The 25,783-nt window shown below is 46.5% G+C and carries 21 protein-coding genes and 2 pseudogenes; 15 read left to right on the top strand and 8 right to left on the bottom strand.

The window, feature by feature from the left end; translation table 11 throughout:
- Positions 1-72: 72 nt before the first annotated feature.
- Entirely contained in the window at positions 73-1,125 is a 1,053-nt protein-coding gene (locus QT994_RS07450) for a glycosyltransferase family 4 protein (protein WP_333173037.1), read from the bottom strand.
- Between the two features lie 304 nt (positions 1,126-1,429).
- On the opposite strand from QT994_RS07450, the gene QT994_RS07445 reads away from it, so the two are divergent.
- The 4 genes from QT994_RS07445 to QT994_RS07430 all read left to right on the top strand — a co-directional run bounded on the left by QT994_RS07445 (position 1,430) and on the right by QT994_RS07430 (position 5,665).
- A complete protein-coding gene (locus QT994_RS07445) occupies positions 1,430-2,314 on the top strand; it encodes an inositol monophosphatase family protein (protein ID WP_333173034.1) in 885 nt (294 codons plus the stop codon).
- 160 nt (positions 2,315-2,474) lie between these two features.
- Positions 2,475-3,155: a Crp/Fnr family transcriptional regulator gene (locus QT994_RS07440; protein ID WP_333173031.1), complete on the top strand. Its 681-nt coding sequence runs from the start codon at positions 2,475-2,477 to the stop codon at positions 3,153-3,155.
- A complete protein-coding gene (locus QT994_RS07435) occupies positions 3,152-5,077 on the top strand; it encodes a M61 family metallopeptidase (protein WP_333173028.1) in 1,926 nt (641 codons plus the stop codon). Before QT994_RS07440 ends, QT994_RS07435 begins: the two co-directional genes overlap by 4 nt.
- Positions 5,078-5,191: 114 nt before the next feature.
- Entirely contained in the window at positions 5,192-5,665 is a 474-nt protein-coding gene (locus tag QT994_RS07430) for a TerB family tellurite resistance protein (protein WP_333045995.1), read from the top strand.
- Positions 5,666-5,947: 282 nt separating this feature from the next.
- On the opposite strand, the gene QT994_RS07425 is transcribed toward QT994_RS07430, so the two are convergent.
- The 3 genes from QT994_RS07425 to QT994_RS07415 all read right to left on the bottom strand — a co-directional run bounded on the left by QT994_RS07425 (position 5,948) and on the right by QT994_RS07415 (position 9,154).
- On the bottom strand, positions 5,948-6,502 hold the full coding sequence (locus tag QT994_RS07425) for a hypothetical protein (RefSeq protein ID WP_333045997.1): 555 nt from the start codon (positions 6,500-6,502) through the stop codon (positions 5,948-5,950).
- Between the two features lie 188 nt (positions 6,503-6,690).
- Entirely contained in the window at positions 6,691-7,221 is a 531-nt protein-coding gene (locus tag QT994_RS07420) for a peptidoglycan-binding protein (RefSeq protein ID WP_333173026.1), read from the bottom strand.
- Between the two features lie 280 nt (positions 7,222-7,501).
- Positions 7,502-9,154, bottom strand: coding sequence for an NAD(P)H-hydrate dehydratase (locus QT994_RS07415; protein WP_333173023.1), 1,653 nt, complete (start codon positions 9,152-9,154; stop codon positions 7,502-7,504).
- Between the two features lie 114 nt (positions 9,155-9,268).
- Between QT994_RS07415 and mnmA the strand changes: the two genes are divergently transcribed.
- Entirely contained in the window at positions 9,269-10,357 is a 1,089-nt protein-coding gene (gene mnmA, locus QT994_RS07410; protein WP_333173020.1) for a tRNA 2-thiouridine(34) synthase MnmA, read from the top strand.
- Between the two features lie 237 nt (positions 10,358-10,594).
- Here the strand turns inward: mnmA and QT994_RS07405 are convergent, their stop codons facing one another.
- Positions 10,595-11,179 carry a hypothetical protein gene (locus QT994_RS07405; protein ID WP_333046001.1) on the bottom strand — a complete coding sequence of 195 codons (585 nt, stop codon included), beginning with the start codon at positions 11,177-11,179 and terminating at the stop codon, positions 10,595-10,597.
- 1,274 nt (positions 11,180-12,453) lie between these two features.
- Here QT994_RS07405 and QT994_RS07400 point away from each other — a divergent pair.
- The 10 genes and pseudogenes from QT994_RS07400 (at position 12,454) to QT994_RS07355 (ending at position 24,249) form a co-directional block, all read left to right on the top strand.
- Positions 12,454-12,768 carry a hypothetical protein gene (locus QT994_RS07400; protein ID WP_333173017.1) on the top strand — a complete coding sequence of 105 codons (315 nt, stop codon included), beginning with the start codon at positions 12,454-12,456 and terminating at the stop codon, positions 12,766-12,768.
- Positions 12,747-12,821, top strand: a pseudogene (locus tag QT994_RS07395) (hypothetical protein); the annotation flags it as partial. The gene QT994_RS07400 and the pseudogene QT994_RS07395, both read left to right, overlap by 22 nt.
- 48 nt (positions 12,822-12,869) lie before the next feature.
- Positions 12,870-13,682, top strand: a pseudogene (locus QT994_RS07390) (PP2C family protein-serine/threonine phosphatase); the annotation flags it as partial.
- 77 nt (positions 13,683-13,759) lie between these two features.
- Positions 13,760-14,338 (top strand): DUF6272 family protein, encoded by a 579-nt coding sequence (locus tag QT994_RS07385; protein ID WP_333173015.1) that lies wholly within the window; start codon positions 13,760-13,762, stop codon positions 14,336-14,338.
- 46 nt (positions 14,339-14,384) lie between these two features.
- Positions 14,385-14,729, top strand: coding sequence for a slr1659 superfamily regulator (locus QT994_RS07380; RefSeq protein WP_333173123.1), 345 nt, complete (start codon positions 14,385-14,387; stop codon positions 14,727-14,729).
- Between the two features lie 70 nt (positions 14,730-14,799).
- A complete protein-coding gene (locus QT994_RS07375; protein WP_333046007.1) occupies positions 14,800-16,275 on the top strand; it encodes an adenylate/guanylate cyclase domain-containing protein in 1,476 nt (491 codons plus the stop codon).
- A 505-nt stretch (positions 16,276-16,780) separates the two neighbouring features.
- The gene (locus QT994_RS07370; protein ID WP_333173013.1) at positions 16,781-21,616 is read left to right on the top strand and encodes a PAS domain S-box protein; all 4,836 of its coding nucleotides are present in this window, start codon (positions 16,781-16,783) and stop codon (positions 21,614-21,616) included.
- Positions 21,591-21,722 carry a hypothetical protein gene (locus QT994_RS07365; RefSeq protein WP_333173011.1) on the top strand — a complete coding sequence of 44 codons (132 nt, stop codon included), beginning with the start codon at positions 21,591-21,593 and terminating at the stop codon, positions 21,720-21,722. Before QT994_RS07370 ends, QT994_RS07365 begins: the two co-directional genes overlap by 26 nt.
- Before the next feature lie 59 nt (positions 21,723-21,781).
- The gene (locus tag QT994_RS07360) at positions 21,782-23,431 is read left to right on the top strand and encodes an ABC transporter substrate-binding protein (protein WP_333173009.1); all 1,650 of its coding nucleotides are present in this window, start codon (positions 21,782-21,784) and stop codon (positions 23,429-23,431) included.
- A 161-nt stretch (positions 23,432-23,592) separates the two neighbouring features.
- On the top strand, positions 23,593-24,249 hold the full coding sequence (locus QT994_RS07355; RefSeq protein WP_333046012.1) for a pentapeptide repeat-containing protein: 657 nt from the start codon (positions 23,593-23,595) through the stop codon (positions 24,247-24,249).
- 191 nt (positions 24,250-24,440) lie between these two features.
- Here QT994_RS07355 and QT994_RS07350 read toward each other — a convergent pair whose 3' ends face one another.
- The 3 genes from QT994_RS07350 to QT994_RS07340 all read right to left on the bottom strand — a co-directional run bounded on the left by QT994_RS07350 (position 24,441) and on the right by QT994_RS07340 (position 25,769).
- Positions 24,441-24,821, bottom strand: coding sequence for a cupin domain-containing protein (locus QT994_RS07350; protein WP_445243879.1), 381 nt, complete (start codon positions 24,819-24,821; stop codon positions 24,441-24,443).
- A gap of 124 nt (positions 24,822-24,945) precedes the next feature.
- Entirely contained in the window at positions 24,946-25,320 is a 375-nt protein-coding gene (locus QT994_RS07345) for a nucleic acid-binding protein (RefSeq protein ID WP_333173007.1), read from the bottom strand.
- A gap of 35 nt (positions 25,321-25,355) precedes the next feature.
- Positions 25,356-25,769 (bottom strand): hypothetical protein, encoded by a 414-nt coding sequence (locus QT994_RS07340; protein WP_333173004.1) that lies wholly within the window; start codon positions 25,767-25,769, stop codon positions 25,356-25,358.
- Positions 25,770-25,783 lie beyond the last annotated feature (14 nt).

Raw genomic sequence — 25,783 nt, 5'->3', positions numbered from 1 at the left:
ATAGCAGTAAGATGTGCATTGTGCATCCTTTGGACATGATTTATGGTGGGCAATGCACACCCTATAGTTTTATTAAAGCGATCGCAATTTCTCGACTAAAACATCGATATAACGTTCGCTGCTGTGCTGGTTCACAACCATTTCGTAGCCCCGCTGCGCTTGAGATTCAGCTTCTTGAGGATTTTTTAGCAAATGGACGATCGCCTCGCGCAAACCTGGTGCATCTCCCACATCTACCACTTTGGCAATATCCGGGCCCGTTAAATAATCGACGATACCTTGAGTCCGAGTAATGACGACCGGTCGCTTGCAGGCCATTGCTTCGACTAAACCCTGCACTCCAGCAGCATATTTATTGTCTGCCAAACAAACTGCAACTACGTCTGCATCCCGGTAAAGCTGCACTAAATCCGGCCATTCGTAGAATTTGCGGGACATATTTTCTGGCATAGTATCGGGGAAAGCTTGCGATAAAGCTTTGGCATCTTTAGAAAAGCCGCTAATTTTTACGTCAACATCTAAGTCAGCAGTTGCTGCTGCTAAAACTCGGTAGTCACGCTTTTCTAATCCGACGCTAACAACTGTTTGCCGCTTTTTTTCCCCCGAAACTGGACCCGGTGTGAAAAACTGGGTGTCTGTCTGTTCTAGAAGCACTAAGATGCGCGATTCAGGTATACCTAAATAGCTACGGAGGAAGTTTGTTTGAGGGCTGGCGCAGGCCATGAACACGTCAATTTTGTCAGCCAAACCGAATAGTTTCAGGGCGACGCGGCCGCGCAGCCGATCGATATTGTGGAAATATACAACAATTTTCGGGCGCTGGGACAATTCACCGCACACCGCCGCCACTGGGATGCCAATGTCCTCGCCGGTACAAAATATCACGTCGTCGCTGCTGACTTGCTCGGACAATTTGCGGGCGGCGGCCCAATGTTCGGGTTTAGAAGAAATTTTCGCTCGCAGTTTGTCACTCAACGATATTGCTTCGCCATCCGGGGCGTGGACGGTGGCATTTAAGCGCTCTCTGAGGGCGCGCAGGACGTGGCGGGGGCATTTGCCGAGTTGGGCATCGCGCTCTATTCCATCTAGGTCTATTTTTCGACCTAATGCCAAATGGTATTTCAAATTATTCTCCTTATTTATGCTGGTGCTGGCACAAATTATCTAACTTCAGAGATTCTATCCTCTACTGTTGAAAGTGCTAGTGCGATCGGTCAGTCGATTTTAGATTTTAGATTTTACTCTAAAGATTAATCTGGGGGGTTCTCCCGAATGTCTAAATTTTTGTGAGTTCCACCCATCCTGTCTTGGGCTTGTATCCCAACGCGACTGATGCTTAGGAAACCGGGTTTCTCGACACCCGGGCGCAAATCCTGTACGAGTCAAAAACAGTGACACGCGCCGATCGATTCCAAGGACTTAAGCTTTTATGCTGAAGTTAGCTAAAGCATTTATGTTTAACCTCATGTATATTTCTCCAGAGCAAGACCAAAAAATTCGCTACACCATGCGCGAGTGCGGTCAAGAAGCTTACAAGCTCGCAGCCCAACCTTTTGAAGTTTCCGAGAAAGGGCCCAACGACTACGTGACGAGTATCGATCAATACCTAGACCGACAACTATCGGCAGCATTTAGCGCTTTGTTTCCTGAAGACGGCAGGATCACCGAGGAAAATGCCGCCTCCAGAGCAGCTTACGGGGCTAATTACCAGCGCCTCTGGTGCATCGATCCCCTCGACGGGACAGAAGAATTTATTCGGGGAAAACTGCACTACGCTTCGATGGTGGGGCTGCTGCTTGAGGGGGAACCGGTGGCCGGTTGGATCTACGCCCAGGCTTTTGACCAAATGTATTTTGGTGGCAAAGATTGGGGATTGTTCCAAACAGTCGGAACCCAAACGCCGCAGCCGATCGCGCTGTGCAAACCCCCGGCCCCGACAGCGGAAAATTGTAAAATTATTCTCGGAGACAAAGACCAAAAAAACTACGCCCGGGCGATCGCCCAAAGCATCCCCGGAGCAGAATTTTACTCGCTGGGCAGCTTTGGCCTAAAAGTGATGGAAGTTATCTTCGGTCGAGCTGGTTTGTACCTGTATCTCAACGGCAGAGTAAAAGTGTGGGATACCGCCGGCCCTCTGGCTTTAGCAAAAGCAGCCGGATTGGTTTGTTGCGACTTGCAAGGTCAACCGCTGAGGTGGACTAAAGATGTGATCGAGCCCGACACTCTGGCCCACACGCAGTCAATCGCGATCGGCTGGCCGGAATACATAGAACCTCTGTTGGGCAAAGTTCAACAGGCAGTGGCAGGCTTGTAAACCTGTTTAAGATTAAAGAATCTGCCAATTTTACGTGAACCGGGCCTCTGCACCCTTATCATCAATTAAAGGAGCAACGGATTGTTTGTGTTCCCAAACATCGATCGTTCCCTAGCTGTTGGGTGTCGCCTAATCATATTTCCCACCTCCGCGAGTTTGCATGAAGACAGAAGCTTTCAGTGAGCTATTTCCTCTATTTAAGGGTGCTAACCCAGAAACCTTGGGAGGGCTGCTATCAAATGCCGTCAAGCATGAGTATCCCCCGGGCCGAGCTGTGGTGATGGAGGATTCTTGGGGCAACGCGATTTACTTTGTCGTGTCTGGCTGGGTAAAAGTCCGGCGCTTGTCAGACGATCGAGCTGTATCAATGGCTATTTTAGGACGGGGTGCCTTCTTCGGCGAAATGGCCATTCTTGACGAATCTCCCCGATCAAATGACGTACTTGCTCTATCGCCCGTGCGACTGCTGAGCGTCACAGCTCAGCGATTTATCCAAACCCTGTTTAAAGACCCGCAATTGCACCACCGGATGTTGCAACTGATGGTGCGGCGACTGCGCCAAACCAATCTCCGCTATCAACTCCGAAACCGCCAGCCAGCGGTTAAACTAGCAAATACTTTAGTCGAGCTGGCAGAAAACTACGGTCAGAAAACTGCTGAGGGCAAAGAGATCTTCAATATTCCTTATGAAGACTTAGCTGATGTCACAGATATCACCCTAGATGAAGCCAGCAAAATTATGGAAAAACTCGATAGTAAAGGTTGGATCAAAATCGATCCAGACCGCCAAACTATCCATTTGATCAACCTCAAGCACTTGATTAATTTGGCAAGTCAATGACTGATGTTACTTCTGTGGATACCTCGTCGGCTGCGGGCAACCGTCAGGGGCAACTAACAGCACCGACAATTCAATATTCGGTGGCGATGCCCAATCCGGAATCCCACCTGTTTGAAGTAACTTTGCGCGTGCAAGGTTGGTCGAAGCCGGTTCTGGATTTAAAAATGCCTGTCTGGACTCCCGGTTCATACTTGGTTCGAGAGTACGCCCGCCACTTGCAAGATTTTAGCTCCCAGGCGGGCGATTCCCTACGGGATAGCTACGCCGCGCGTGCTTTACCTTGGCGCAAGCTCAGCAAAAATCACTGGCAAATTGAGACCGATTCGGTGTCAGATGTCACAGTTCGCTACCGCATTTTTGCCAACGAACTGACAGTGCGAACCAATCATTTAGACTCGACTCACGGTTATTTCAATCCGGCGGCTTTGTGCTTTTTCTTGCCCGGTTTTGAGCGCAACTGTTACACCGTGACAGTTGTGCCGCCGCAGCCGGAATGGCACACCGTTACTGCTTTGCCGCCTGTTTCTGGCCAAAATCTTACTTTCGCTGCTGCGGATTTTGATACCCTTGTCGATAGTCCTTTTGAGATTGGCTGTCACGAAGTATACGATTTTGAAGTGATGGGAAAACCCCACCAGCTAGTTGTTTGGGGAAAAGGCAATTTAGAACCAGAGCGGGCGATTCAAGACATTCAAAAAGTCATTGAGGTTGAAGCCAAAATGTTTGGCGGTTTGCCTTACGAACGCTATGTCTTTTTTCTGCATTTGTCCAGCTCAGGTTTTGGCGGTTTGGAACACAAGGAGAGCTGCACTCTCAACTATCCGCGTTTTAATTTTAGGGCTAAGGAAAAGTACGAACGTTTTATTCAATTGGTGGCTCACGAGTTTTTTCACCTCTGGAATGTCAAGCGCATTCGACCGAAAGCTCTGGAAGTATTTGACTACGAACAAGAGAACTACACTCCTTCTTTATGGTTCTCTGAAGGTACGACCAGTTATTACGATTTGGTGATTCCTTTTCGAGCTGGTCTCTACAGCGTGAAAAGTTATTTCCAATGTATGGGTAAGGAAATCACTCGCTTGCAGACGACTCCAGGACGGAGCGTACAGCCTGTCAGTGAGTCAAGCTGGGATGCTTGGATTAAACTTTATCGCAGGGATTCTAACAGCGACAACTCGCAGATTTCCTATTATTTGAAAGGGGAAGTTGTTTCGTTTTTGCTCGATTTGTTGATTCGAGCCAGACACGGCAACGAGCGATCGCTCGACGATGTGATGCGTTTGATGTGGCAGCAGTTTGGCAATGCTAATTCGGCTGAAAACGGCGATTTAGACCTGAAGTCGGAAACAGACGGCCAATTGGCGCATTTAACCTCAAACGGAGAGTTAAATGCTCAGTCGCTGCCAGCAGAAATAGGCTTTACTCCCGAACAGTTGCAAAGTACGATCGAGTCAGTCGCCGGCATCGATTTGAGCGACTTTTTTGCGCGCTATATAGACGGCACAGAAGAGCTGCCTTACAACCAATATCTGGAACCTTTCGGGCTGCAAATTTGGGTAGATAAAAGTGACCAAACGCCTCGCACTGGTTGGACGTTGGGAACGGAAAACGGGCGGGAAATGGTTAAATTTGTCGAAATAGGCTCTCCGGCACAATTGGCGGGAATTGACGCTGGGGACGAGTTGCTAGCGATCGAAGGTTTTCGGGTAAATTCAGAACAAGCGGGCGAGAGACTAAAAGATTATCAGCCGGGGGACACAATAGAGGTGACAGTTTTTCACCAAGATGAACTGCGGACTCGTCGTGTTACTCTCGCCCCGCCGCGACCGACGCGTTACTCGATCGTGCCGGTGGAACAGCCCACGGCTATTCAGAAACAAAACTTTACTGGATGGCTGGGAGTTCCTTTATCGAAATTGTGACATAAATGAAGGGGAAAGGGAAATAAAAGACAAGAAGGAATCAGCCTCAATCCCCAATTCCCAATTCCCAATTCCCAATTCCCAATTCCCAATTCCCAATAACCAATTTTGATTATGCAAACCCCACCTCCTCCATCAATTACGCCCCGCCAGATGAATCTGCTGAGAATTGTTGCTTCTATGGCCTGGGCTGACGGCCAACTCGCCACCGAAGAAGTTAATTTAATGCTCGATCGCTTTTGTCGTTTGTTTGCCCCAGATACCGACGGACAACAAATGCAACAAGAACTGCGGGATTACATCATGCAAAATATTCCCCTTGATGAGTTGATCGGTCAACTAGAAACTCAAGATGAAAAGGAATTGGTCCTGCAACTCGGCTATGAAGTGATTTCCTCTAGTTCTCGTACTCCAGATGAACCAAAAATTAACGCTGAAGAAGCCGCAGCTTATCAAAAATTAGTGCAGTTGCTGAATCTTTCAGAGGATGTGGTCAAGCGTATTGAAGCTGAATCATCGGCTGCAGATACTTCAGAGGGAATTGTCGAGAAGATGGCTCACAAATTAGAAAAGTTCATCAAAGGCTAGTTCGGGGCTTGCGCTCGCTTGGCTTAAAAACCCGGTTGATTTCTAGATTTATCGTTACTAAACCTGGAATCTTTCGTAGAAACCGGGAAGAAGCCCCCGATGCGTAAGTCTTTTTAGGTAAGTATCGGAATAATAATTTTCTGAGTCCAGCGGCAGCGCGACCCTCGCCAGGGGGATGCTATCTAAAATCTAAAATCTCAAATGATTTTTATGAAGACTTCAGTCCTCACTACAAACGAAACACAAAGGTGCGCGGTGCGCACCCTACAAACTAAAAGTTATTTAGTTTTTAATAATATGCAACCAAGCGTTCTGAAGATTTGAATCTAACCTCTTTTCGCTGTATATAGCACGAGCATGGTCGTAGTCCAGTGACGCGACACAGGTAGCATATACACCGTAGCTTGAATAACGCATATTTGCGCCCGATGTAGATGTGTCATGTACACCACTGGGAAAATCGTACTCTCCATTCGGATCGTGAAGCATAAAACGGTAGGACATCGTGCGCATATCAGGCTCAGATCCAAACAGTAGAATGATGTGACCGAGACGAGTGAACCATCCGTGAGTAATCACAATGCAGCCATTGTTGAGGGCTTCTTTGGCATCATTTAAGGAGCCATCAACAAGAAACTTATAAGATGAAACCCGAGATGTAAGGTACTCACCCATTACATAAGGATCACCAGTCTGCTCAGCTCCTTGACTCGCAACAATCGCTTCTAAGTCAGAGCGAATTCCCCAAACATCGCTTGTACCTAAAGCCATAGCAATACAAGCGCTTTGACACAAATCTCCGTTGGGCTGTGGAACATATAGAGGTGTGGTTGTCATAGGACAAATGCCTTGGCTAAATAAATAGAATTGAGTTTTGATGCAGTTGGTTTGTTAGAGTGCTCAATGTGGAATAACTGTTAAGCGCTTAAATACTCCGTGCGCGCCCTACGATCGGGTAAGTAAGGTGCGCGGTGCGCACCCTACATTTATAGTTAGAGCGTAATTCCTAGGAATCTAAGCAGTCATTAGTGGGGTAACTTGCTGAGGGCGTGCCAAGTTCTGTAGCCGACAATTCCATCTTGCGGTAAAGCCTTGCTCAGTTGCAATTGTCGCACTGCTACATCTGTCATCGCCCCGAAGAATCCGTCAATGGAGCCGAAATAGTATCCATTGATTTTCAAGACATTCTGAACAATTTTAACAGCATTACCAGAACTGCCCTTCATGACGATCGGCATATTCACAGGTGCACCAGAGTATAGTGCTTCCCAAGTTATAGGGCCGACAATCCCATCTTCTTTTAAAAAGACGCGGTGTTGATAGCCTTTGACAGCGTTTTGAACTTGGACGCCGAAAATACCGTCAATCGGGCCGAAATAATATGCCCAATGATATAGAAGCTGTTGTAGTTCCTTGACAGCTTGACCTGTTGAACCGATTTGTAAAGTGGGTTTGTTTACTCCAGTGGTTTCAGCAAATGCAAGAGTTGATTGAGCAGTAGTATCGGCGACGAGAGCCATAGTTTCATTGTTCAGGCTTCTTTCTTCGGTGAACATAATGTGGTTCCTATCAACATTTAAGTTTTGGTTTTTGATATTTCAGGTATAACTGGTGGGATTTGTGAATGCACAGTCCCTTTTTCGAGTGACACTCAAATGAGTGACACTCGTTTGAGTTACCCGTTGGTTTTTAGTAAGGAATCCAAGTCCTAAGATTTTTATGAGGACTTGTCATCACTACAAACCAACAGGTAAGGTGCGCGGTGTGCACCCTACAAAATACCCCTACAAAATACAAAGATGCGGGGTACGCACCCTACCCATTACTATTGATTGTTTACTCAGCCAATTCTCGCAATGTTGGAATTAAATACTGTGTCAAAGTAAAGGCATCTACTCCTAATTCCGTCCGTTCTTTGGCAGCCATGATTCCGGCTTGAGCGTGCCACCAAGCTGCTGTTGCAGCAACTGATTGGGGGGGGGATTTGCGGGCGATCGCTGTTGCTAATAGTCCCCCTAACAAGCCGGTGAGAACGTCGCCACTGCCGCCTCTGGCGAGGGCTGGGGTGCTTTCGGGATTGAGGTAGGTGATGGTACGTGAAGCGTAGCTATCCCGTAGGGAATCGCCTTCATCCTTCCAACTTATGCACACTCTGGCTCCTTTGAGCAATATCGTTGCGCCACAAAGCTGAGCTGCTGCTTGAGTTGCGGCAATTCGATCGTCGCCGGTTTCGTCGGCTAATTCGGGAAATAAACGCTTGAATTCCCCCGGGTGAGGCGTGATAATTGTCAGTGCTGAACGTTCCGACAAAATCGGGACTGTGCCAAGTTGAGCGAGGATATTTAAACCGTCAGCATCTAAAACCAGAGGTCGATCGCTCTCCAGTACAGATTCTACAGCTATTGCCGCTTCCAATGTCAGACCTGGCCCTGCCGCGATCGCATCATAGATGCTCAAATCAATGGCTACTGGCAACTGGCTAATTGCACCGTTCTGGGTTTCGGGACATCCTATAACTAATGCCTCTGGCAACTGACTGCTCAACATCGGTTTAATTGACTCGGGAACAGCAATTGACAGCATTCCGACGCCACTTGCTCTTGCTCCCAATGCTGCCAAAATTGCTGCTCCGCTGTAGCGGCGGGAACCTGCAATAATTAGTAAGTGACCGTTGGTGTATTTGTGCGAAATTGGCGATCGGGGTAACGGCAAATGCTGAGTTGCCGAGGCTGTTGTAATGCGTTGTATTGCTGGCGTTTCGCCCAATATTTCGGCAATATCTGCGGCCGGAATATCAAAATCAATTAATTCGGAAGTGCCGATATATTCTAACGCTCTGTCTTGCAGAAAAGCCATTTTCCACAAACCCAAACATAATGTATGTTTTGCCCTGATTGCCGTCCCCAACACTTCTCCGGTATCTGTATGAATTCCCGAGGGAATGTCTATACTTAAAACGGGTATATTTAAATTATTTATTTCGTCAATCGCGGTCGCAGCGGCGTTAGTAATTTCTCGTTCTAATCCCAATCCAAATAAACCATCTACGAGCAAAGTGCAGTTTTTCAGATTTTCAATTTTATCAACAAATGGAATATTTAAAGAACGCGCATAATCAGCGTGACTTTTTGTTAGTTCTTTGAGTTTAGAAAACGGGCAGTAAATAACTACTTGGAACCCTTGAAAGTGCAATTCGCGGGCAACAACCAAAGCATCGCCGCCGTTGTGTCCCGGCCCCACCAATACGCCGATAATTGGCAATTGAGAATTAACAAGATTTTTTCCTTCTTGCCTTTTCCTTCTATCCGTTAAATCCCGTACACTGCTCGTTGCCCAACTTCCTTCCGCTTTCAAAAGCTCCTGAATGCGTAGGGCAATCAGTCCCGCGACTTTTTCCATTAAAGCTGCGACTGGCATTCCAGCAGCAAAGATTCTAGTTTCTATTTGCCGCATTTGGTCGGCGGTGACAACAAATTTTTGAATAGTCATATTAGTGCTAAAATTTCAGCTAACAGCAGCCGTGGCAGGTTGTAGTATGCTTGTGTTATAATAAATTAGCTCGATCGAACGAAGTAACAGTAAAATAGCAATTTCTCTCCAACCATGAACAAGATTGTTGTAGGCCTCTCCGGCGGGGTCGATAGTTCCGCAGCAGCCGCAATTTTACACCATCAGGGATATGAAGTGGTGGGTTTAACGCTGTGGTTGATGAAGGGCAAAGGTCAGTGTTGCTCTGAGGGAATGGTCGATGCCGCTAAAATTTGCGAAGATTTGGGCGTTCCACATCATATTGTTGACAGCCGCGAGGTCTTTCAGGCAAGTATTGTCGATTATTTGGTGGAGGGTTACAGTGCAGGAGTTACGCCTTTGCCTTGTTCGCAGTGCAATAAAACTGTGAAGTTCGGGCCAATGCTTAAGTATGCTCGCGAAGAACTCGGAATTGAAAAAATCGCTACAGGGCACTACGCTCGGATTGCTTACGATGCTGCTACAGGTCGCTATCAGTTGCTGCGGGCGATCGACCCTGCGAAAGATCAGTCTTATTTCCTGTACGATCTAACACAGGATTTGTTGGCGGGTACGGAGTTTCCTTTGGGGGAAATTACCAAGACTGAAACTCGCAGAATTGCGGCGGAATTTGGCTTGACAACTGCTGATAAGCCGGAAAGTCAGGATTTGTGCTTGGTGGAAAGTAACGGTTCGATGCGGGCTTTTCTGGACAAGTACATTGCGCCGCAAAAGGGTGACATTGTGGACAAGTCAGGGCGGGTGCTCGGACAGCACGACGGCGTTCACCACTACACCATCGGTCAGCGGAAGGGACTCGGAATTGCTGCACCGGAACCGCTGTACGTGATTGAACTTGATGCTGCTGGCAATCGGGTAATTGTGGGCGATCGACAGTTGGCAGTAGAATCTGAGTGTACTGTCGATAAAGTGAATTGGGTTTCTGTAGCTGCACCGACGGCTCCGATTCGGGCTCAGGTACAGATTCGATATCGATCGCACCCTGTCCCCGCCACTGTAATTCCCCTGGAAACTGCGGGAGAAGAAAACGCCTACCGTACAAGAGTTAAGTTAATTTTTGATGAACCGCAGTTGAGCATTACCCCCGGACAAGCGGCTGTTTGGTATGACGGAGACGTGCTGTTGGGCGGTGGTATCATCGAAAGAAACCAACTCGCAAATTAAAGCAAGGGGCGGGCTAGAAGCCCAACCCCTACTCCCCACAAGAAACCACCCACACAAAAAACTCACTCTTTGTGGAACAGGCATCTTGCGTGATCCCCACCCACAAAAAAACTCACTCTTTGTGGAACAGGCATCTTGCCTGTTGTGATCCCCACCCACAAAAAAACTCACTCTTTGTGGAACAGGCAAGATGCCTGTTCCAAAAGGAAGTTTATTTTTGATTTCACAGCCTCAAATTTACCGAGGTAACTTTTTTTCCAAACGCAAGATATTTCCCCTAGCATTAGTACGGTAAACCCAAGTTTGCCTACCATCAGAAACCACAACCCGCCAACCTTCGACAATCATTTGACCGCAAATTTCATCTGCTTTCGCGAGTCCTAAACAAGTATTCGGCCAACTTTGTCCGCTGGATTCAGTTACTTTCAACTTCTCAGCAGCAATGCCAGTGGAGTCCGACAACTCTTGGCGAACGGCTGCTGCCACAGTTGCGGGCAATTTGTTCGGGGGATTTTGGCGCGTAGCCTCGGCCAAATTGCCCGGTTCGGAAATTAGAGTATTAAGTGCCAATACCGAATAGCTGATTTTTGGGCGCACCGCGGCTGAGGAAAATTGCTGCGCGGTTTGCTGCTGTTGACTTTCCAACTGGGCAAGGGAATCTTTGAGGGCGCCCGCCTTAGCTGCTGCGGTGTTTCTTAGCGCCGGATACATTTCCCATACTAGAATTCCTGTCAGCACCAAAGCCAAGATTACAGGATTGGGCTGCTTTTGGTCTCGGTTTTTATTTTTTTGAATTTTATTTTTGGAGATTCTTTCTATCATACGCCCTCTGCCTCACTTTACACAATGCGCGATCGCTCCTGAACACTCAACTGCAGATACTTATTTAGACACTCTTGCTGGTGCTATTGGTTCCTTTGTGCAGAACCGACTTGACTGCTGGTTGCTGGTGCAACGCAAGTATTTCCTACTCGCTGCCTGCAGTTGTGTTTCAGGAAACTTGCACTACCCAGTTATTACTTAATTTTTACTTTTTGTCTCAGGGTATTAAGAAAAATTTATGCTTAAGTAAATATTCTTAAAAGCCTCTAATCCTGCCCCCCAATCTCAGTACAAATTACTATTCTTCGTTCCAAAACTGCTAAACGTGTTTTAGACTGTGGGAGGCGAGCTGAGCCAAGGATATCACAAGGATGCCACAAAGTTTGTTCCAACAGGACAAAAACGCATTAGAAATAAAATCAGCTATTGCTGATTAATTGTATTAGTATTGTGGTTTTCTTGAGCGAGCGTCCCCGAAACTACTTTAGTAGCAAAGGTTACTTGTTTAGTAGAAGATTGTTGAAATGTATCGATTATGAACAGAAAATCCCTAGGAATCCATTTAATGAACCGGCTGAGCTATCCTTAAAAAAAATTTACCTTAATCGGTTTTCTATTTGCAATACCGTTAACCTTGGTCATGTACTTGCTGATTTCCGAAATTAACAGCAGGGTTGATTTTGCCCAAAAAGAAATCTAGGGTAATCAATACCTGCGCCCGCTGCGCCAGTTGCGGGAACAAATACCGAAACTTCAACGGTTAAATTATCAGGGTTTAAATGCCAATTTAAGCAATCCAGAGTCCCCGGTTAATTTAGAAGCTAAGATTAACGCGAACTTTCAATTCCTGGCAAATACCCGCCAGTTAGGACAAATTTTACTGGCGGGCGATAAATTTAATAAAATTTATCAAAATGGCAAAATTTTAAACTGCGTCGCCGCCAGTGGAGTTTATAAAATTACGATTTTTTATATCAAGAGTTAAGATCAGATGTTAATAATTTAAGCGCTCGCGTCGGTGATACTTCCACTCTAACATTAGAACCAGATCGAGATACCTATTATTTGATGGATGCTACTTTGCTGAAGCTTCCAGCAATGCAAAAAATATTTTCATAGATTAGGCTAATTTGTCAAAAAAGTAGCTCGCGTTCCGCTGCCACACCTGAAGAAAGAGCGAAATTGATTACTTTGGTGGGCAAAGTGAGAGAATTCACTCAGGATTTATCAATTAATATGGAGGTAGGATTTAGCAATAATCCTCGCGGGAATTTGTGACCGAAATTAAGCGAGCATGGACAAAATTTAACTCCGTAGTAGAGCAGCTAACTGGGCACATAGATAAACTGATTAATTCCACAGCCGTAATGGAATATTATGCCTATATTGATGGGAGCGATCGAGTTCTGAGTTCGAGTTTTGAACTGTGGGACGAAACAGTCAATGAAGTAGACTTTCTCCTGCAAAAACGTATTGATAATTTTGTTGCCAGAAAACGCCTAATGTTGATTTTTGTGTTAGCAATTTTAGAAATTGTTATTTATTTGTGTCTTTCTACAGGGCAGTTATGCAAACTGTATTTGTGCTGACCGAAGCCTCAAAAAAAATGGCAAGCGGCAATCTCGACCACAAAATTATTTTGGATAACCGAGATGAACTCGGGCAAGTTGTGGGTGCGTTTAACAAGATTACCGATGCTTTAGTTGGTGTAAATCAAGAAATTACTGTTCTCAACGATCGCCTAAAAGCTGAAAATATGCGAATGAGCACCGAACTAGACGTTACTCGCAAGATTCAGCAGATGCTGCTGCCGAAAGACCGAGAACTCAAGGAAGTTATCGGCTTAGATATTGCGGGATTTATGGAGGCGGCTGAGGAAGTAGGCGGCGACTATTACGACGTACTCCAACACAAAGGGAGAGTAAAAATTGGCATTGGCGATGTGACGGGACACGGATTGGAGAGCGGTGTTTTAATGATTATGGTTCAAACGGCAGTGCGAACTTTGCTCGCCTAAAATGAACCAGGCCCAGTAAGATTTTCAAGTGCTATTAACAGTGTAATTTACGATAATGTGCAGCGGATGAAATGCGACAAAAACGCTAGCCTAGCCTTGCTAGACTATGAGGAGGGGATGCTGAAGTTGAGCGGCCAGCACGAAGAAATGATTGTTGTACGGTGTAACGGTTGTGCAGAGAGGTTTGATACGATCGATTTGGGTTTCCCGATCGGGCTGGATGTAGATATTGCTGAATTTGTTGCTGAGAAAATTGTGTATTTGCGTTCAGGAGATGTGGTTGTGCTGTACACTGACGGGATTACGGAAGCTGAAAATATGGAGAAACTGCTTTATGGTTTAGATAGGTTAATTAAGGTAATAGAGATTAATTGGCAGCGTTCGGCTGCCGAAACTAGGCACGCTGTAATTAACGACGTGCGATCGCACATCGGCGAACAAAAAGTTTTTGATGACATCACATTGTTGGTACGAAAACAAAAATAAATACTTGGAGCTCGCTTCTAAAGTTTAAAATATATTCAGTGATCCCCCTCCTCTCAAACTTTAGCTCTCACATGGGTATGACTCAAATCTTCGGCGATTTCATCGAGCAGTTCGCTAGCCAAGAATACTTAATAATTGGATTTTCTCCGAGTTCGGTTCCTCTCAAGCAGCGGTGGCGGAACAACGGTTTGTCAGCGGATTTTCTGGCTGACTACCTGACGACTTTTTTTCCCGGCAACCAAGATGAACCATCGACAATTGAAAGACAAGCTCAAATAAAAAGCGCTGTTAGCTACATTGCCAACGAGTTATTGGAAAATGCCATGAAGTTTAATGATGAAACCTCGGAGTACCCGATCGATATTAAACTGCAATTAGAGAGCGACGGAGTGATTTTCTCAGTTGCTAACAGCATCTCTCCGCAAGCTGTGGACAAGTTTCAGGCTTATATTCACCAGTTGCTGACCTGCGAGCCCAGCGAACTTTACATTCAGCGGTTGGAAAAAAATGCTGCTGACGAAAGCTGTACCAGTTCTGGATTGGGTTTGTTGACCATGCTCACCGATTATACCGCCAAACTTGGCTGGAAATTCCAGACCGTGCACAAAGACCCGGAAGTAATTGCGGTAACAACTATGGTGCAATTAACAGTATAAGCCACGCTGGCGGTAGATAATATCTAAGGAACTTTTTTTTGTGGCTATGGAAATTTATACAGAAGATTACCAGATCTGTTACGATCCAGCAACGGAAACCGTGAGTTTTATTGGATCTCTAAGGCTGAGCGGGCCTGCGGAGTACGCGCCGATAGCGCAGTTGCTGACGAAGGTTGCCGACTTGGAACCGACGAAAATTACCCTCAATTTGCAGCAGTTAGAATTTTTGAATAGTTCTGGCATCAATATGCTATCGAAGTTTATTATCGAGATCCGCAAAACAGCCAGGGTGCAAATGGCGGTGGAAGGCTCTCAAAGTATAGCTTGGCACGGTAAATCTTTGAGGAATTTCCAGCGCCTGATGCCTGGTTTGCAGTTGGAATTTCTCTAGAAACACAATTACTTTTAGGGTGCGAGCTGTTAAGCGATTTTTTGTTAGTCGAGGCGCCAATTCTCGAGTTATGCTGGAAGAACAACCATCTAGAGAACAGCTACTTTTAGAGATAGAAAGATTGCGCCAGCAAGTGGAAGACTTGAAGGAGGAAAAAGCGGATCTGGAAATCTTGCTGGAAACTACTGCTCAACATTCCGATACGGTTGAAACTGAGTTACGATCTCGCGCATTCGAGGCGGTGCGCGAAGGCGAAAACAAGCTGGCTCAATTTTTGGAAGCGATTCCAATAGGCGTGGCCGTGCTCGATTCTCAAGGCAGACCTTACTACGTCAATCACGCTGGACAGCAGTTATTCCGTCAAGGGGTTTTGCCGTTAAATAACGTTAATGATTTTTCAGAAAGTTATCAAATTTATATCGCGGGAACTGATACTATTTACCCTTCCGAGAATTTGCCGATAGTCCGAGCTTTGAGGGGCGAAAGCGCGACTGCTGATGATATGGAAATTCATCAACCTGACAAGAAAATTCCCCTTGAAATTTGGGGAACGCCAATTTTTGAGGAGGGTGGCAAAGTTGCTTTTGCGATCGCAGTTTTTCAAGATGTCACGGAACGCAAACAAGCTGAAGCAGATCGCCATAAATCTATTAAAAAACTATTTGAACTCAATCTAAACTTGGAAAAATTTCTGGATGCCGAATCAGAATTAACGGATGCTTACGGTAGATTTGTGCCACATCAATTTCTCAATCTGTTGGGATATGAAAGTATTATAGATGTCAATTTAGGCGACCAAGTGCAGCAGGAAATGTCGGTGCTGTTTGCTGATATCCGCGACTTCACGGCGCTTTCGGAAACTATGACGCCGCAAGAAAATTTTAATTTTATTAATGCTTACCTTTCGCGGATGGAGCCTGCTATTACTAGCAATAACGGCTTTATTGATAAATACATCGGCGATGCAATTATGGCTTTGTTTAGCGACTGTGCAGATGATGCAGTGAAAGCGGGTATTGCGATGCTAAATATTCTAACTGGTTACAACGAACACCGTAAAGGTGTCGGCTACGTCCCGATTCAAATTGGAATTGGCATCAATTCGGGTTCTTTGATGCTGGGGACAGTCGGGGGTAAAAGCCGAATGGACAGCACTGTGATTAGCGATGCTGTTAATTTAGCATCTCGCATTGAAGGATTGACTAAAGATTACGGCGTACCTCTGTTAATTTCTCAGCAGACTTTGGAACGGTTGCGAAATCCGAAGGATTATGCTATTAGGATTGTGGATAAAGTACAGGTAAAAGGAAAATCTCAATATGTGGTAGTTTATGAGGTATTTGATGCAGATCCGCCGGAAATTCTGTCAGCGAAGCGAGCAAATTTGTCTGTATATAATGAAGCTATGTTACTGTGCGAGCGCAAGGAGTTCCGAGAAGCTGGAAAATTATTTGAAGAGTGTTTGCGAACAAATCCCAGCGATCATGTAGCTCGCATTTACCTGAAACGCTGTCGGGATTGGCGATCGCTCCTCAAAGGAATTTAAAGCAAGTTACTCTATTTGAGATTTTAGATTGACTCCATATAGCAATCCTCCCATTACTTGTGAATTTCTTACTTTCTCCGAGCAGGTTCGGGAAGGGTTGGGATGGGGTAAAAAATTTACGACTCCTGTAAGGATTGCTCTATATCTTGAGAGAGATGACTGACCTCTGGGATCTGTCAAAGGTGTAAAATATAAACAGCTTTATAGCTGTTACTTCTGAGGTTTCTCAAAATTGAACGGCTTAGGGCTCAAAAACCAGCGATCGGTAATTTGGTGCCAGAACGGTGGTCAGCGCTGAACCTGTCTCAAAAAAAGTTGGCGGATGAATTAGGGATGACCTTTCCCCGATTAATGGTGGGGAAAATGGACAGGCTACGCATTCTCGCTGGGCACTCAAGCAAAGTTAGATATTGCTGGATGAGTTAGGTAATTTGCCAGATGCAGTGCTTCGCGAATGCAGTCAGGCACTGCGAGCAAGATATTTTTCGGATAAGGAGTACAAAGGGTGATTTTTGAGGGAATCAACAGCATTTTCAGAGTTCGACTACTTCCCTATGGTGTGGCGACCCTCTCCGTGGCTCTGGCACTGGGGCTAACGCGATCGCTTTTACCGTGGCTTTACCCAACCACGACGCCTCTGTTTTTCCTCGCAGTGATAGTGAGTGCCTGGTATGGCAGTTTGGGGGCTGGGTTGCTGGCAACAATTTTATCCACGCTGGCCATCAACTATTTTTTTATTGAGCCGTTGTATTCGTTACAGATAGTTAATGTAGAGACAATTGTTCGGCTGGGTATATTTTCGATCGCCGCAGGATGGATCGCTTCACTCAGTTTATCCCGGCGCACTGCTCAAAAAAACGCCACAGCAGCCTTGCAAACTTTACAGGAGGCAAGGTCGCTAGAACACAACGCGCAGGCTCGGAGCGAAGCAGCACAAACTGCGGCAACTGAGGCAAAAGAACAGCTAGAAACGGTACTTTCTAGCATCAACGATGGGTTTTACATCCTCGATCGCGATTGGCGCTACACCTATGCCAACGATCGCTACTGTGAAATGGTTGGAATGCAGCGGTCAGCGATTCTGGGTCAGAATGTTTGGGAGCTATTTCCGGCGGCAGTTGACACCGATGCTTACGTGCAGTTTCATCGGGCAATGCGCGAACAAACGCCGCTCCAGTTTGATTATCTGTACTCACCTTGGAATGGTTGGCATGACCATCGAATTTACCCTTCGCCGAGTGGACTGACCGTTTTGCTTGCTGACATTACCGAGCGCAAACAGACGCAACTCCTCCTGGTCGAGCAGAAACGACTGCTGGAGTCGATCGCATTCGGGCAGCCGCTAGACGACTGTCTGGCAGCCGTGTGTGACTCAGTATCCAGGCTGAATCCGGGTACCCGCGCCTGCTTCCTGCTAGTCGATGCTCAGCGGTTAACTTTTAACCGATCCATTACTCCAGACTTTCCACCGTCTTTTGCTGAAGGACTCCAAGATGCTCCCATTAACGATTTGTGCATTGGAACCTGCGGCGAAGCAGTGTATAGCGGTCAGTCCGTGACCTGCGCTGACATTGCCAACGACGATCGCTGGTCGCAAGCATGGCGAAATTTATGTGTGGCTCATGGCATTCTAGCGTGTCATTCTCAGCCCGTGTTCAGGCAGGACAATCTACCTCTGGGGTCGCTGATGCTGTGCTTTAGCGAGGTGCGGAGGCCGACGGATTGGGAACATAAACTCGCCGAGTTCGGCACCCAAGTTGCCAGCATCGCCTTCGAGCGCGATCGATCGTTCCAGGCGTTGCGTGAGAGCGAAGAACAACTCCGACTGGCTTCCGAAGGCGGCAATTTTGGTTTGTGGTATTGGGATATAGAAACTGACACGCTGAGTTTTACGGATAGAGCCAAAGCGATGTTTGGTTTACCCGTCAATACAGCAATGTCGGTGCAGGTGTTTTTAGAAGCCGTGCATCACGACGATCGCCCGTTCGTTCACACCGTCCTCAGTGAGCTAAAAGCGAATCAAGCGCATACTGAAATAGAGTATCGGACGCTGTGGGCAGATGGCACCGTTCGTTGGATTTTGGCAAAGGGCGATTGCGCCTACAACGCTGATGGCATCCTAATTTCGACGCGGGGCGTATTCATTGACATCAGCGATCGTAAACAAGCCGAAGAAGCTTTGCGTCAAAGCGAAGAGCAGAGTCGGAACATTATCGAGAGCATTGATGATGGATTCTTTGCCCTTGATGAGAATTGGCGTTTCACTTACGTGAATCAATCAGCGGAAATTCTGCTAGATTGCACTTCGGGCAATCTGATTGGTAAGAATTTTTGGGAAGAATTCCCAGGACTCGAGGGCAGCGAGTTTGAGCGGGTTCATCGCCGCGTGGCAAACGAGCGCGTGGCTTTGTCACTGACGGCGTTTTATCCCGATCACGATCGGTGGTATGACGTTCACACCTACCCCGCCGCGAACGGGATTACCATTTATTTCCGAAATATTACCGATCGAAAACTTGCCGAGGAGGTATTGCAACAACGAGAAGCAGAACTTCGTTTAGTCACCAATGCCGTGCCGGCCTTGATTTCCTTTGTAGACTCAGACCAGCGCTATCGCTTCACCAATCGAGCATATGAAGAATGGTTTGGACATCCGGCAGCGCAAATCTATGGCAAGCACCTCCAAGAGGTTTTAGGCGAAACGGGGTATGAAGCGATTCGTCCTTATGTTGAGCAAGTCTTGGCAGGAGAGGAAGTAACCTTTGAAAGCCAAATTCCCTACAAAGATGGTGTAACCCGTTATGTCAATGCAACCTATGTTCCCCGCTTCAATAGCCAGGGAAAAGTTGAAGGGTTTGTAGCACTGGTCAACGATATCACGGATCGCAAACAAGCCGAAGCCACACTACGGGAGAGTGAGGCACGGTTCCGGCTGATGGCAGATGCTGCCCCTGTGCTGATTTGGATGGCTGGCACCGATAAACTCTGTAATTACTTCAACCTCCCGTGGCTAAACTTTACGGGACGGACGATCGAGCAAGAAAGGGGCAATGGTTGGACAGAAGGAGTCCACCCCGACGACCTCGATCGATGTTTACACACCTATGTGACTGCCTTTGATGCCCGTCAACCGTTCAAGATGGAATATCGCTTGAAACGCTTTGATGGCATATACCGTTGGATTATGTATGAAGCTGTTCCTCGGTACGGATTGGAAGGTGAGTTCTTGGGCTACATCGGCTCCTGTGTTGATATTGAAGACCATAAACAAGCTGAGGAAGCCCTGCGCCAGAGTGAATCCCGCCTCCGTCTGATCTTTGAAAGCGCCAAAGATTATGCGATCTTCACCCTCGACCTTAACGGCCTCATTTCCAGTTGGAACTCAGGGGCAGAACGCCTCTTGGGCTATACCGAGACAGAAGCAATTGGTTGCCCGAGTCGGATGATGTTCACAGCCGAAGATAACGAACAAGGACAAGCCGAGCACGAAATACAAACGGCTCTAACGCAAGGACGAGCTGAAAACGAACGCTGGCATATTTGTAAAGATGGGAATCGCTTTTGGGCAAGTGGATTGATGATGCCCCTGCTTAATGATGCGGATTGTCCGCAGGGACTTGTCAAAATCATACAGGACAAGACCGCACAACGGCAAGCAAGTGAGCGACTGCAATTGCTCTATGAAACTACCCGCGATCTGATGCAGATAGAACAGCCTCTGGCGTTGATGGACACGCTATTCCGCAAACTTGCTGTGCAACTCGATCTGCATTCTTACTACAACTTCATGGTGGAAGAAAAAGACAACCGCTTGATGCTGCATTTGAAAAACTACGATGGCATCTCTGAAGAAACAGCGCAGGCGATCGCATGGATCGAATTAGGGGAATATCTCTGTGGACTGGTTGCCCAAACGCAGCAGCAAATTGTCTTGAATCAAGCCCAAATTTCCACTCATCCAAATGCTAAAGCCGTCTGTGACATGGGCATCACGGCTTACGCGGGTCAACCGTTAATCGCTCAGGGGCGGTTATTAGGAACGCTCTCATTTGCCAGTCGGACTCGGACGCACTTCACGCCTGCAGAAATCGAGCTACTGCGATCGACCTGTGACCAGATCGCGATCGCTCTGGAACGGACAAACCTGAACGCTTCACTCCAGGAGCAAGCGGAACAGCTAAGACAGGCAAATCGCATCAAGGATGAGTTTTTAGCGGTACTGTCCCATGAATTGCGATCGCCCCTCAATCCCATCCTGGGGTGGACAAAGCTGCTGCAAACTGGCAAGCTGGATGAGGCCAAAACTGCACAGGCGCTAGCGACGATCGAACGCAATGCCAAGCTGCAAACAGAATTGATTGAAGATTTGCTTGATGTGTCGAAAATTCTCCAAGGCAAGCTCAGTCTTAATATTCGTCCAGTCGATTTAGCTTTAACTGTAGAATCGGCGATCGAAACTGTCAATTTGGCTGCTGTTGCCAAATCCATTGACATTCGGACTGTGTTAGAGCCTCAGATCGGACAGATTTTGGGGGATTCGGGTCGTTTGCAGCAGATTGTCTGGAATCTTGTTTCTAATGCGGTCAAATTCACCTCAGCCCGGGGGCGCGTTGAGGTGAATTTGACTCGTGTTGGCAATCACGCTCAAATTACGGTGACTGATACAGGGATTGGCATCGCACGGGAGTTTTTACCCTACGTGTTTGACTACTTCCGGCAAAAAGATGGCGCTACAACCCGCAAGTTTGGTGGCTTGGGATTGGGGCTGGCGATCGTGCGGCATCTAGTCGAACTGCACGGTGGCACCGTTGGGGCAGAGAGCCAGGGTGAAGGGTTAGGAGCTACCTTTACCGTAAGACTGCCTCTATCAGGGAAGGTAAGACAAGAAAACTCTCTTGCAGGACTTTCGGAACGATCGACTGCGGATGAACCGTTATCCGGGATGCGGATACTTGTGGTAGATGATGAGCCGGATATGCGAGAGTTGATTTCCTTTTTGCTAGAAGATGCAGGTGCAGAGGTAGTTAGTTTTGCTGTCCCTCAAGAAGCCCTCACAGCGTTGGCTAGGTTCCAGCCAGATGTCCTGTTGAGCGACATTGGAATGCCGGGGATGGATGGCTATATGCTGTTGCGGCAAGTGCGAGCCCTGCCGCCAGAACGGGGTGGGCTGATTCCCGCGATCGCCCTGACTGCCTATGCGGGGGAGTTTAATCAACAGCAAGCTTTGCAAGCTGGATTTCAGCGACATCTGGCAAAGCCGATCGAACCGGATAAATTAATTAAGACGATCACCGCACTTCTTAGCAAGAACACTTATGACCCAGCAAGCTATAAAAATTGAGCCGAAGGCTCTCAAACCGATCGAACATCACCAAGCTTTTAAGTTGCTCTGGTTAGGCAGCGATATTTGTATTACAGGAGAATCTATTAATAAATCCGGTTTTTAGTCTAACAGTGCGTAAGTCCTGATAATATAATCAGTAAATTGGAGTGTCAAAAAAAGACGATGAGAATTAACAAGCAGCAGCCTAAAATATTTATAAAACCTTCACTGATTAAAGCTATAGCTCTGTTCTTTCTGTGCTGCTTGTTAACTGCAAGTTGTGGACAGGGATCACGTCGCTCGGTCACTGCGAGCGGCGAAAATGCTAATAACCGCATTACTATTGGCACAACCTTGAAGTTGCGGACGATCGACCCTGCGGACGGTTACGAAACCTTATCAGGACAATTGCTGCGAAATTTGGGCGACACTCTCTACGCCTACGAGTCTGGAACTACTAAGTTAATCCCCCACTTAGCGACAGCAATGCCAAAAGTTAGCCAAGACGGATTGACATATACAATCCCCTTGCGTCAAGGCGTTGTTTTTCACGACGACACACCGTTTAACGCCGCAGCAATGGAATTTTCCTTGCAGCGGTTTATCAAAAATGGCGGCAGTCCGGCTATGTTGTTGAGCGATGCAGTAGAATCGGTGAAAGCCACAGGCGAATACGAATTAACTTTTAAACTCAAAAAGCCTTTTTCTGCTTTTCCTTCCCTGTTGACATTTTCCGGTATGTGTGCGGTTTCTCCGAAAGCTTACGAGATTGGACAGGGTAAATTTAAACCCGATACGTTTGTGGGAACTGGACGTTACAAGCTGGCGAAGTACGGCAGCGATTCTCTTAAGTTTGACGTGTTTGACAAGTATTGGGGGGAAAAGCCGGTTAATCAAGGAATTGACATTTTGCTGCTTTCTAGTTCGTCAAATTTGTTTAATACTTTTCAGACTGGTGCAGTTGATGTGGCTTATTTGTCTCTGGATGCAGACCAAGTTCAAAGCTTGGACGAGGGAGCAAAAAAAGGGAAATGGCAGGAAATCGCCGGGGAAAGCAGTACGGTTAATTACATAACGCTGAATACCAAGTCTAAACCGCTGGACAAGTTAGAAGTCAGACAGGCGATCGCAGCAGTCATGGATCGCCCCCTGATTAATGAGCGCGTACTGCGGGGACAAGCACAACCTCTTTACAGTCTGATTCCCACAACCTTTGACGTTCAAAAACCTGTTTTTAAAGAACTGTACGGCGATGCCAACACGACCAAGGCTAAGGAACTTTTAACGAAAGCGGGATACTCAGCCACAAATCCTTTCGTTCTGCCAATTTGGTATGCTTCATCTTCCACAAAACGAGCTTTAGTGGTGAGTATGATGGAGGCGCAAGCTAAACTCAAAATGGACGGGATAATGCAGGTAGAAATTAACAGCGTTGAATCTCCGACTTTGTTTCAAAACATAGAGAAGGGAATTTATCCTGCGGTTTTAGTGGATTGGTCGGCCGACTTTTTTGACGCTGACAATTACATCCAGCCGTTTTTAGATTGTGCCACGGGTTCCGAGGCTGGGGGCTGCTCCAAGGGTCAAAGTCAAGGTCAGGGTTCGTTTTATTATAGCGATCGGGTAAATCAACTGATCGACAAGCAACGAAAAGAACCAAACCCTGAAACCCGCAAAGCCCTGTTTGCCGAAATTCAAGACATACTGGGTAAAGATGTACCTTTCATCCCTCTGTGGCAAGATAAGGACTATACATTTGCTCAGAACAGCATCTCCGGCGTCCGTCTTGAACCGACGCAATCTTTTCCTTTTTGGTTCCTGAAAAAGCAATAATTCTTTACAAGAATTTCCAGGAGTTGAAACGTCAATAATTATTGCATAGTTTGTACACAATAGGGTGATGATTGTCACAGTTTATCAAAGAGACTGATCACCCTAACCTCTTTAATAATCGGGGATATTATTAAAAGAGAGATATTGCTGAGGGTGGGTATATGAAACTTGGGATTTTAACAACAGGGCTGCTAATTGTGATGGGTTGTGCCTCGGGAGTAAAGGCAGAAAACGTATCACAAGTCAAGCAATTATTAGAAACTAAACAATGTAGCCAATGTGACTTGACAGGAGCGCAGCTTGCTGGTAAGAACCTGAGCGGTGCAGATTTGAGCGGTGCAAATTTGAACGGTGCAAATTTGAACGGTGCAAATTTGAACGAAGCCAAACTGAATGAAGCAAATCTGAAACAAGCTAAATTGCAAGGTGCGAGTTTAATTGGGGCTAAAATGCACGGGGCTAATTTGGAGGGTGCTGATTTGAGCCACGCTAATCTGAGTCTGGCGGGTTTAGTGATTGCCACTTTGAAAAATACCAACCTCACCAGCGCTAATTTAATCGGTGCAAATTTAGAAAGTGCCAATTTGGCAGGTGCGAATCTGAGAAATGCTCGCCAGTCTCTAGCAAATTTAGCGAATGTCAGCCTCAGAGGTGGCAGCTTGTCGGGAATAGACGTACAGGGAGTCAACTTGCGGGATGCAAATTTGACGAATGCAAATTTGAACGGTGCAAATTTGAACGGTTCGGACTTGACAGGTGCTAATTTAAAGGATGCCAATATGGCAAATGTAGATTTGAAAAACGCTTCTTTGCCGTAGGACGATCGCCAATTGCTATATCAAATTCTGGTGCTTAAAAAACTTAATATAAAAATGTAGGGGCAATTCTGAAATTGCCCCTACATTTTTAATGGTAGGATTTATCTTGTTTGCGGTAGCTGCGTGGGTCATTGTCCGGTGTGCGACGCTTTCCCCTGCCATCTGCGATTGCTTCATATTTTGATGTCAGATCAATCTTCCTCGTGAGCATCTTGGGCAAAGCGGATAATGTCATCATCGCCGAGGTATTCGCCATTTTGGATTTCAATCATCACCAGGGGAATAACGCCTGGATTTTCTACGCGGTGAGCAGTATTCATGGGAACGTAGGTTGATTGTTTCTGCATGAGAATCGTCTCTTTGTCGTCGCAGATAACTTTAGCCGTACCCGAGACGACAACCCAGTGCTCGCTGCGGTGATAGTGCATTTGGGTTCTGATGTGATGCCCCGGCTTGACTTCAATGCGATTGATCTTATAACGATCGCCCGCGTCTATGACTGTAACTTGGCCCCAAAAACGGGTTTGTGTGCGATCGTCAATTTTTTCGATTGTGTCCACTGTTTCCACCATGCTGTTTATCTCGCTAACGGTGTCTGTAAAAATATCTGTAGTTCAAAGTATAGCAGGGATAGGGTAAGTGCGATCGATTTAAACATTACTCAATTAGTCGCCACTCGCGAGCATCAACAAATTGCTACAAATGCCCCACATTTGTTGTGGCAATTACCACCTGATTTCCTTCACTTGCCTCCAATATTGCTTGAGCCGCCAAAATCACATCCCCGTCAAGTGCATTGGCTTCTGCGGTTGGTCTTCCTCTCCTTCTCGCTTGCGCCCACAACTGAGCGGCCAAAAGCATTACTTCTGTAGTCAAAGGACGATATGTAAGGACATTCTTGAATAGGTCAAGTTTTCTGATACCTCTCTCTTTTCCCGCTCGAATCAATTTTCGCCGCACCTCATAATCAGCAATTTCAGGCAGGATTACCATTTCGCCATTTTGTAGTAAGGAGTCTAGCCAAAGTTGGCATTCCCAATAAGGAGGTTTGGCTTGAGGGTTTGTTACCATCCCTAATGGGTCAGAATCCAAAATAATTATTATGCTCATTGAAACAAGGGTCGATTAGACATCCGATCTTCATTTATCACTTGTTCTAGATATTCCGCAGTTTCTTTTTGTTCTTGTTCGTCATCCTCTTCTCGCCACGATCGCAATAATTCAATGGCACCTTGATTTCTTTGTATCCGTTCCTCCAGCGACAGTTTAGTAATGTCTATTTTCTCAGATGTCTGGGGAGGCTCGGACAATACGGGCTTTACTGTCACCGTTTCCATAAATAAGCGCATCATCTGAAGTAAATGCGGCCAATATTCTCTGGGAGTTTGCTGAATTACGCGGAGAAATTCCGCGATGGGCTGGCTTAAGGGGCGATCGCTTTCTTTGTCTGCAACCGTAGGAATTTCGGGCGCGGATTTTACTGTCCCTTGGCTTTCGCTGCTTAAAACTTGTTCGGACATAATTACTTTTTTCC

Source organism: Microcoleus sp. S13_B4, from assembly GCF_036700885.1.
Classification (GTDB): domain Bacteria; phylum Cyanobacteriota; class Cyanobacteriia; order Cyanobacteriales; family Microcoleaceae; genus Microcoleus.
The sequence above is the reverse complement of the archived record's forward strand: the minus strand, read 5'-3'. Positions and strand labels throughout refer to the sequence as shown.

Bases quoted from the DNA above. Each gene is read 5' to 3' on its own strand.
- QT994_RS07445 (WP_333173034.1), top strand. From the start codon at position 1,430: ATGCTGAAGTTAGCTAAAGCATTTATGTTTAACCTCATGTATATTTCT.
- QT994_RS07440 (WP_333173031.1), top strand. From the start codon at position 2,475: ATGAAGACAGAAGCTTTCAGTGAGCTATTTCCTCTATTTAAGGGTGCT.
- QT994_RS07435 (WP_333173028.1), top strand. From the start codon at position 3,152: ATGACTGATGTTACTTCTGTGGATACCTCGTCGGCTGCGGGCAACCGT.
- QT994_RS07430 (WP_333045995.1), top strand. From the start codon at position 5,192: ATGCAAACCCCACCTCCTCCATCAATTACGCCCCGCCAGATGAATCTG.
- QT994_RS07425 (WP_333045997.1), bottom strand. From the start codon at position 6,502: ATGACAACCACACCTCTATATGTTCCACAGCCCAACGGAGATTTGTGT.
- QT994_RS07420 (WP_333173026.1), bottom strand. From the start codon at position 7,221: ATGTTCACCGAAGAAAGAAGCCTGAACAATGAAACTATGGCTCTCGTC.
- QT994_RS07415 (WP_333173023.1), bottom strand. From the start codon at position 9,154: ATGACTATTCAAAAATTTGTTGTCACCGCCGACCAAATGCGGCAAATA.
- mnmA (WP_333173020.1), top strand. From the start codon at position 9,269: ATGAACAAGATTGTTGTAGGCCTCTCCGGCGGGGTCGATAGTTCCGCA.
- QT994_RS07405 (WP_333046001.1), bottom strand. From the start codon at position 11,179: ATGATAGAAAGAATCTCCAAAAATAAAATTCAAAAAAATAAAAACCGA.
- QT994_RS07385 (WP_333173015.1), top strand. From the start codon at position 13,760: ATGACTCAAATCTTCGGCGATTTCATCGAGCAGTTCGCTAGCCAAGAA.
- QT994_RS07380 (WP_333173123.1), top strand. From the start codon at position 14,385: ATGGAAATTTATACAGAAGATTACCAGATCTGTTACGATCCAGCAACG.
- QT994_RS07375 (WP_333046007.1), top strand. From the start codon at position 14,800: ATGCTGGAAGAACAACCATCTAGAGAACAGCTACTTTTAGAGATAGAA.
- QT994_RS07365 (WP_333173011.1), top strand. From the start codon at position 21,591: ATGACCCAGCAAGCTATAAAAATTGAGCCGAAGGCTCTCAAACCGATC.
- QT994_RS07360 (WP_333173009.1), top strand. From the start codon at position 21,782: ATGAGAATTAACAAGCAGCAGCCTAAAATATTTATAAAACCTTCACTG.
- QT994_RS07355 (WP_333046012.1), top strand. From the start codon at position 23,593: ATGAAACTTGGGATTTTAACAACAGGGCTGCTAATTGTGATGGGTTGT.
- QT994_RS07350 (WP_445243879.1), bottom strand. From the start codon at position 24,821: ATGGTGGAAACAGTGGACACAATCGAAAAAATTGACGATCGCACACAA.
- QT994_RS07345 (WP_333173007.1), bottom strand. From the start codon at position 25,320: ATGGTAACAAACCCTCAAGCCAAACCTCCTTATTGGGAATGCCAACTT.
- QT994_RS07340 (WP_333173004.1), bottom strand. From the start codon at position 25,769: ATGTCCGAACAAGTTTTAAGCAGCGAAAGCCAAGGGACAGTAAAATCC.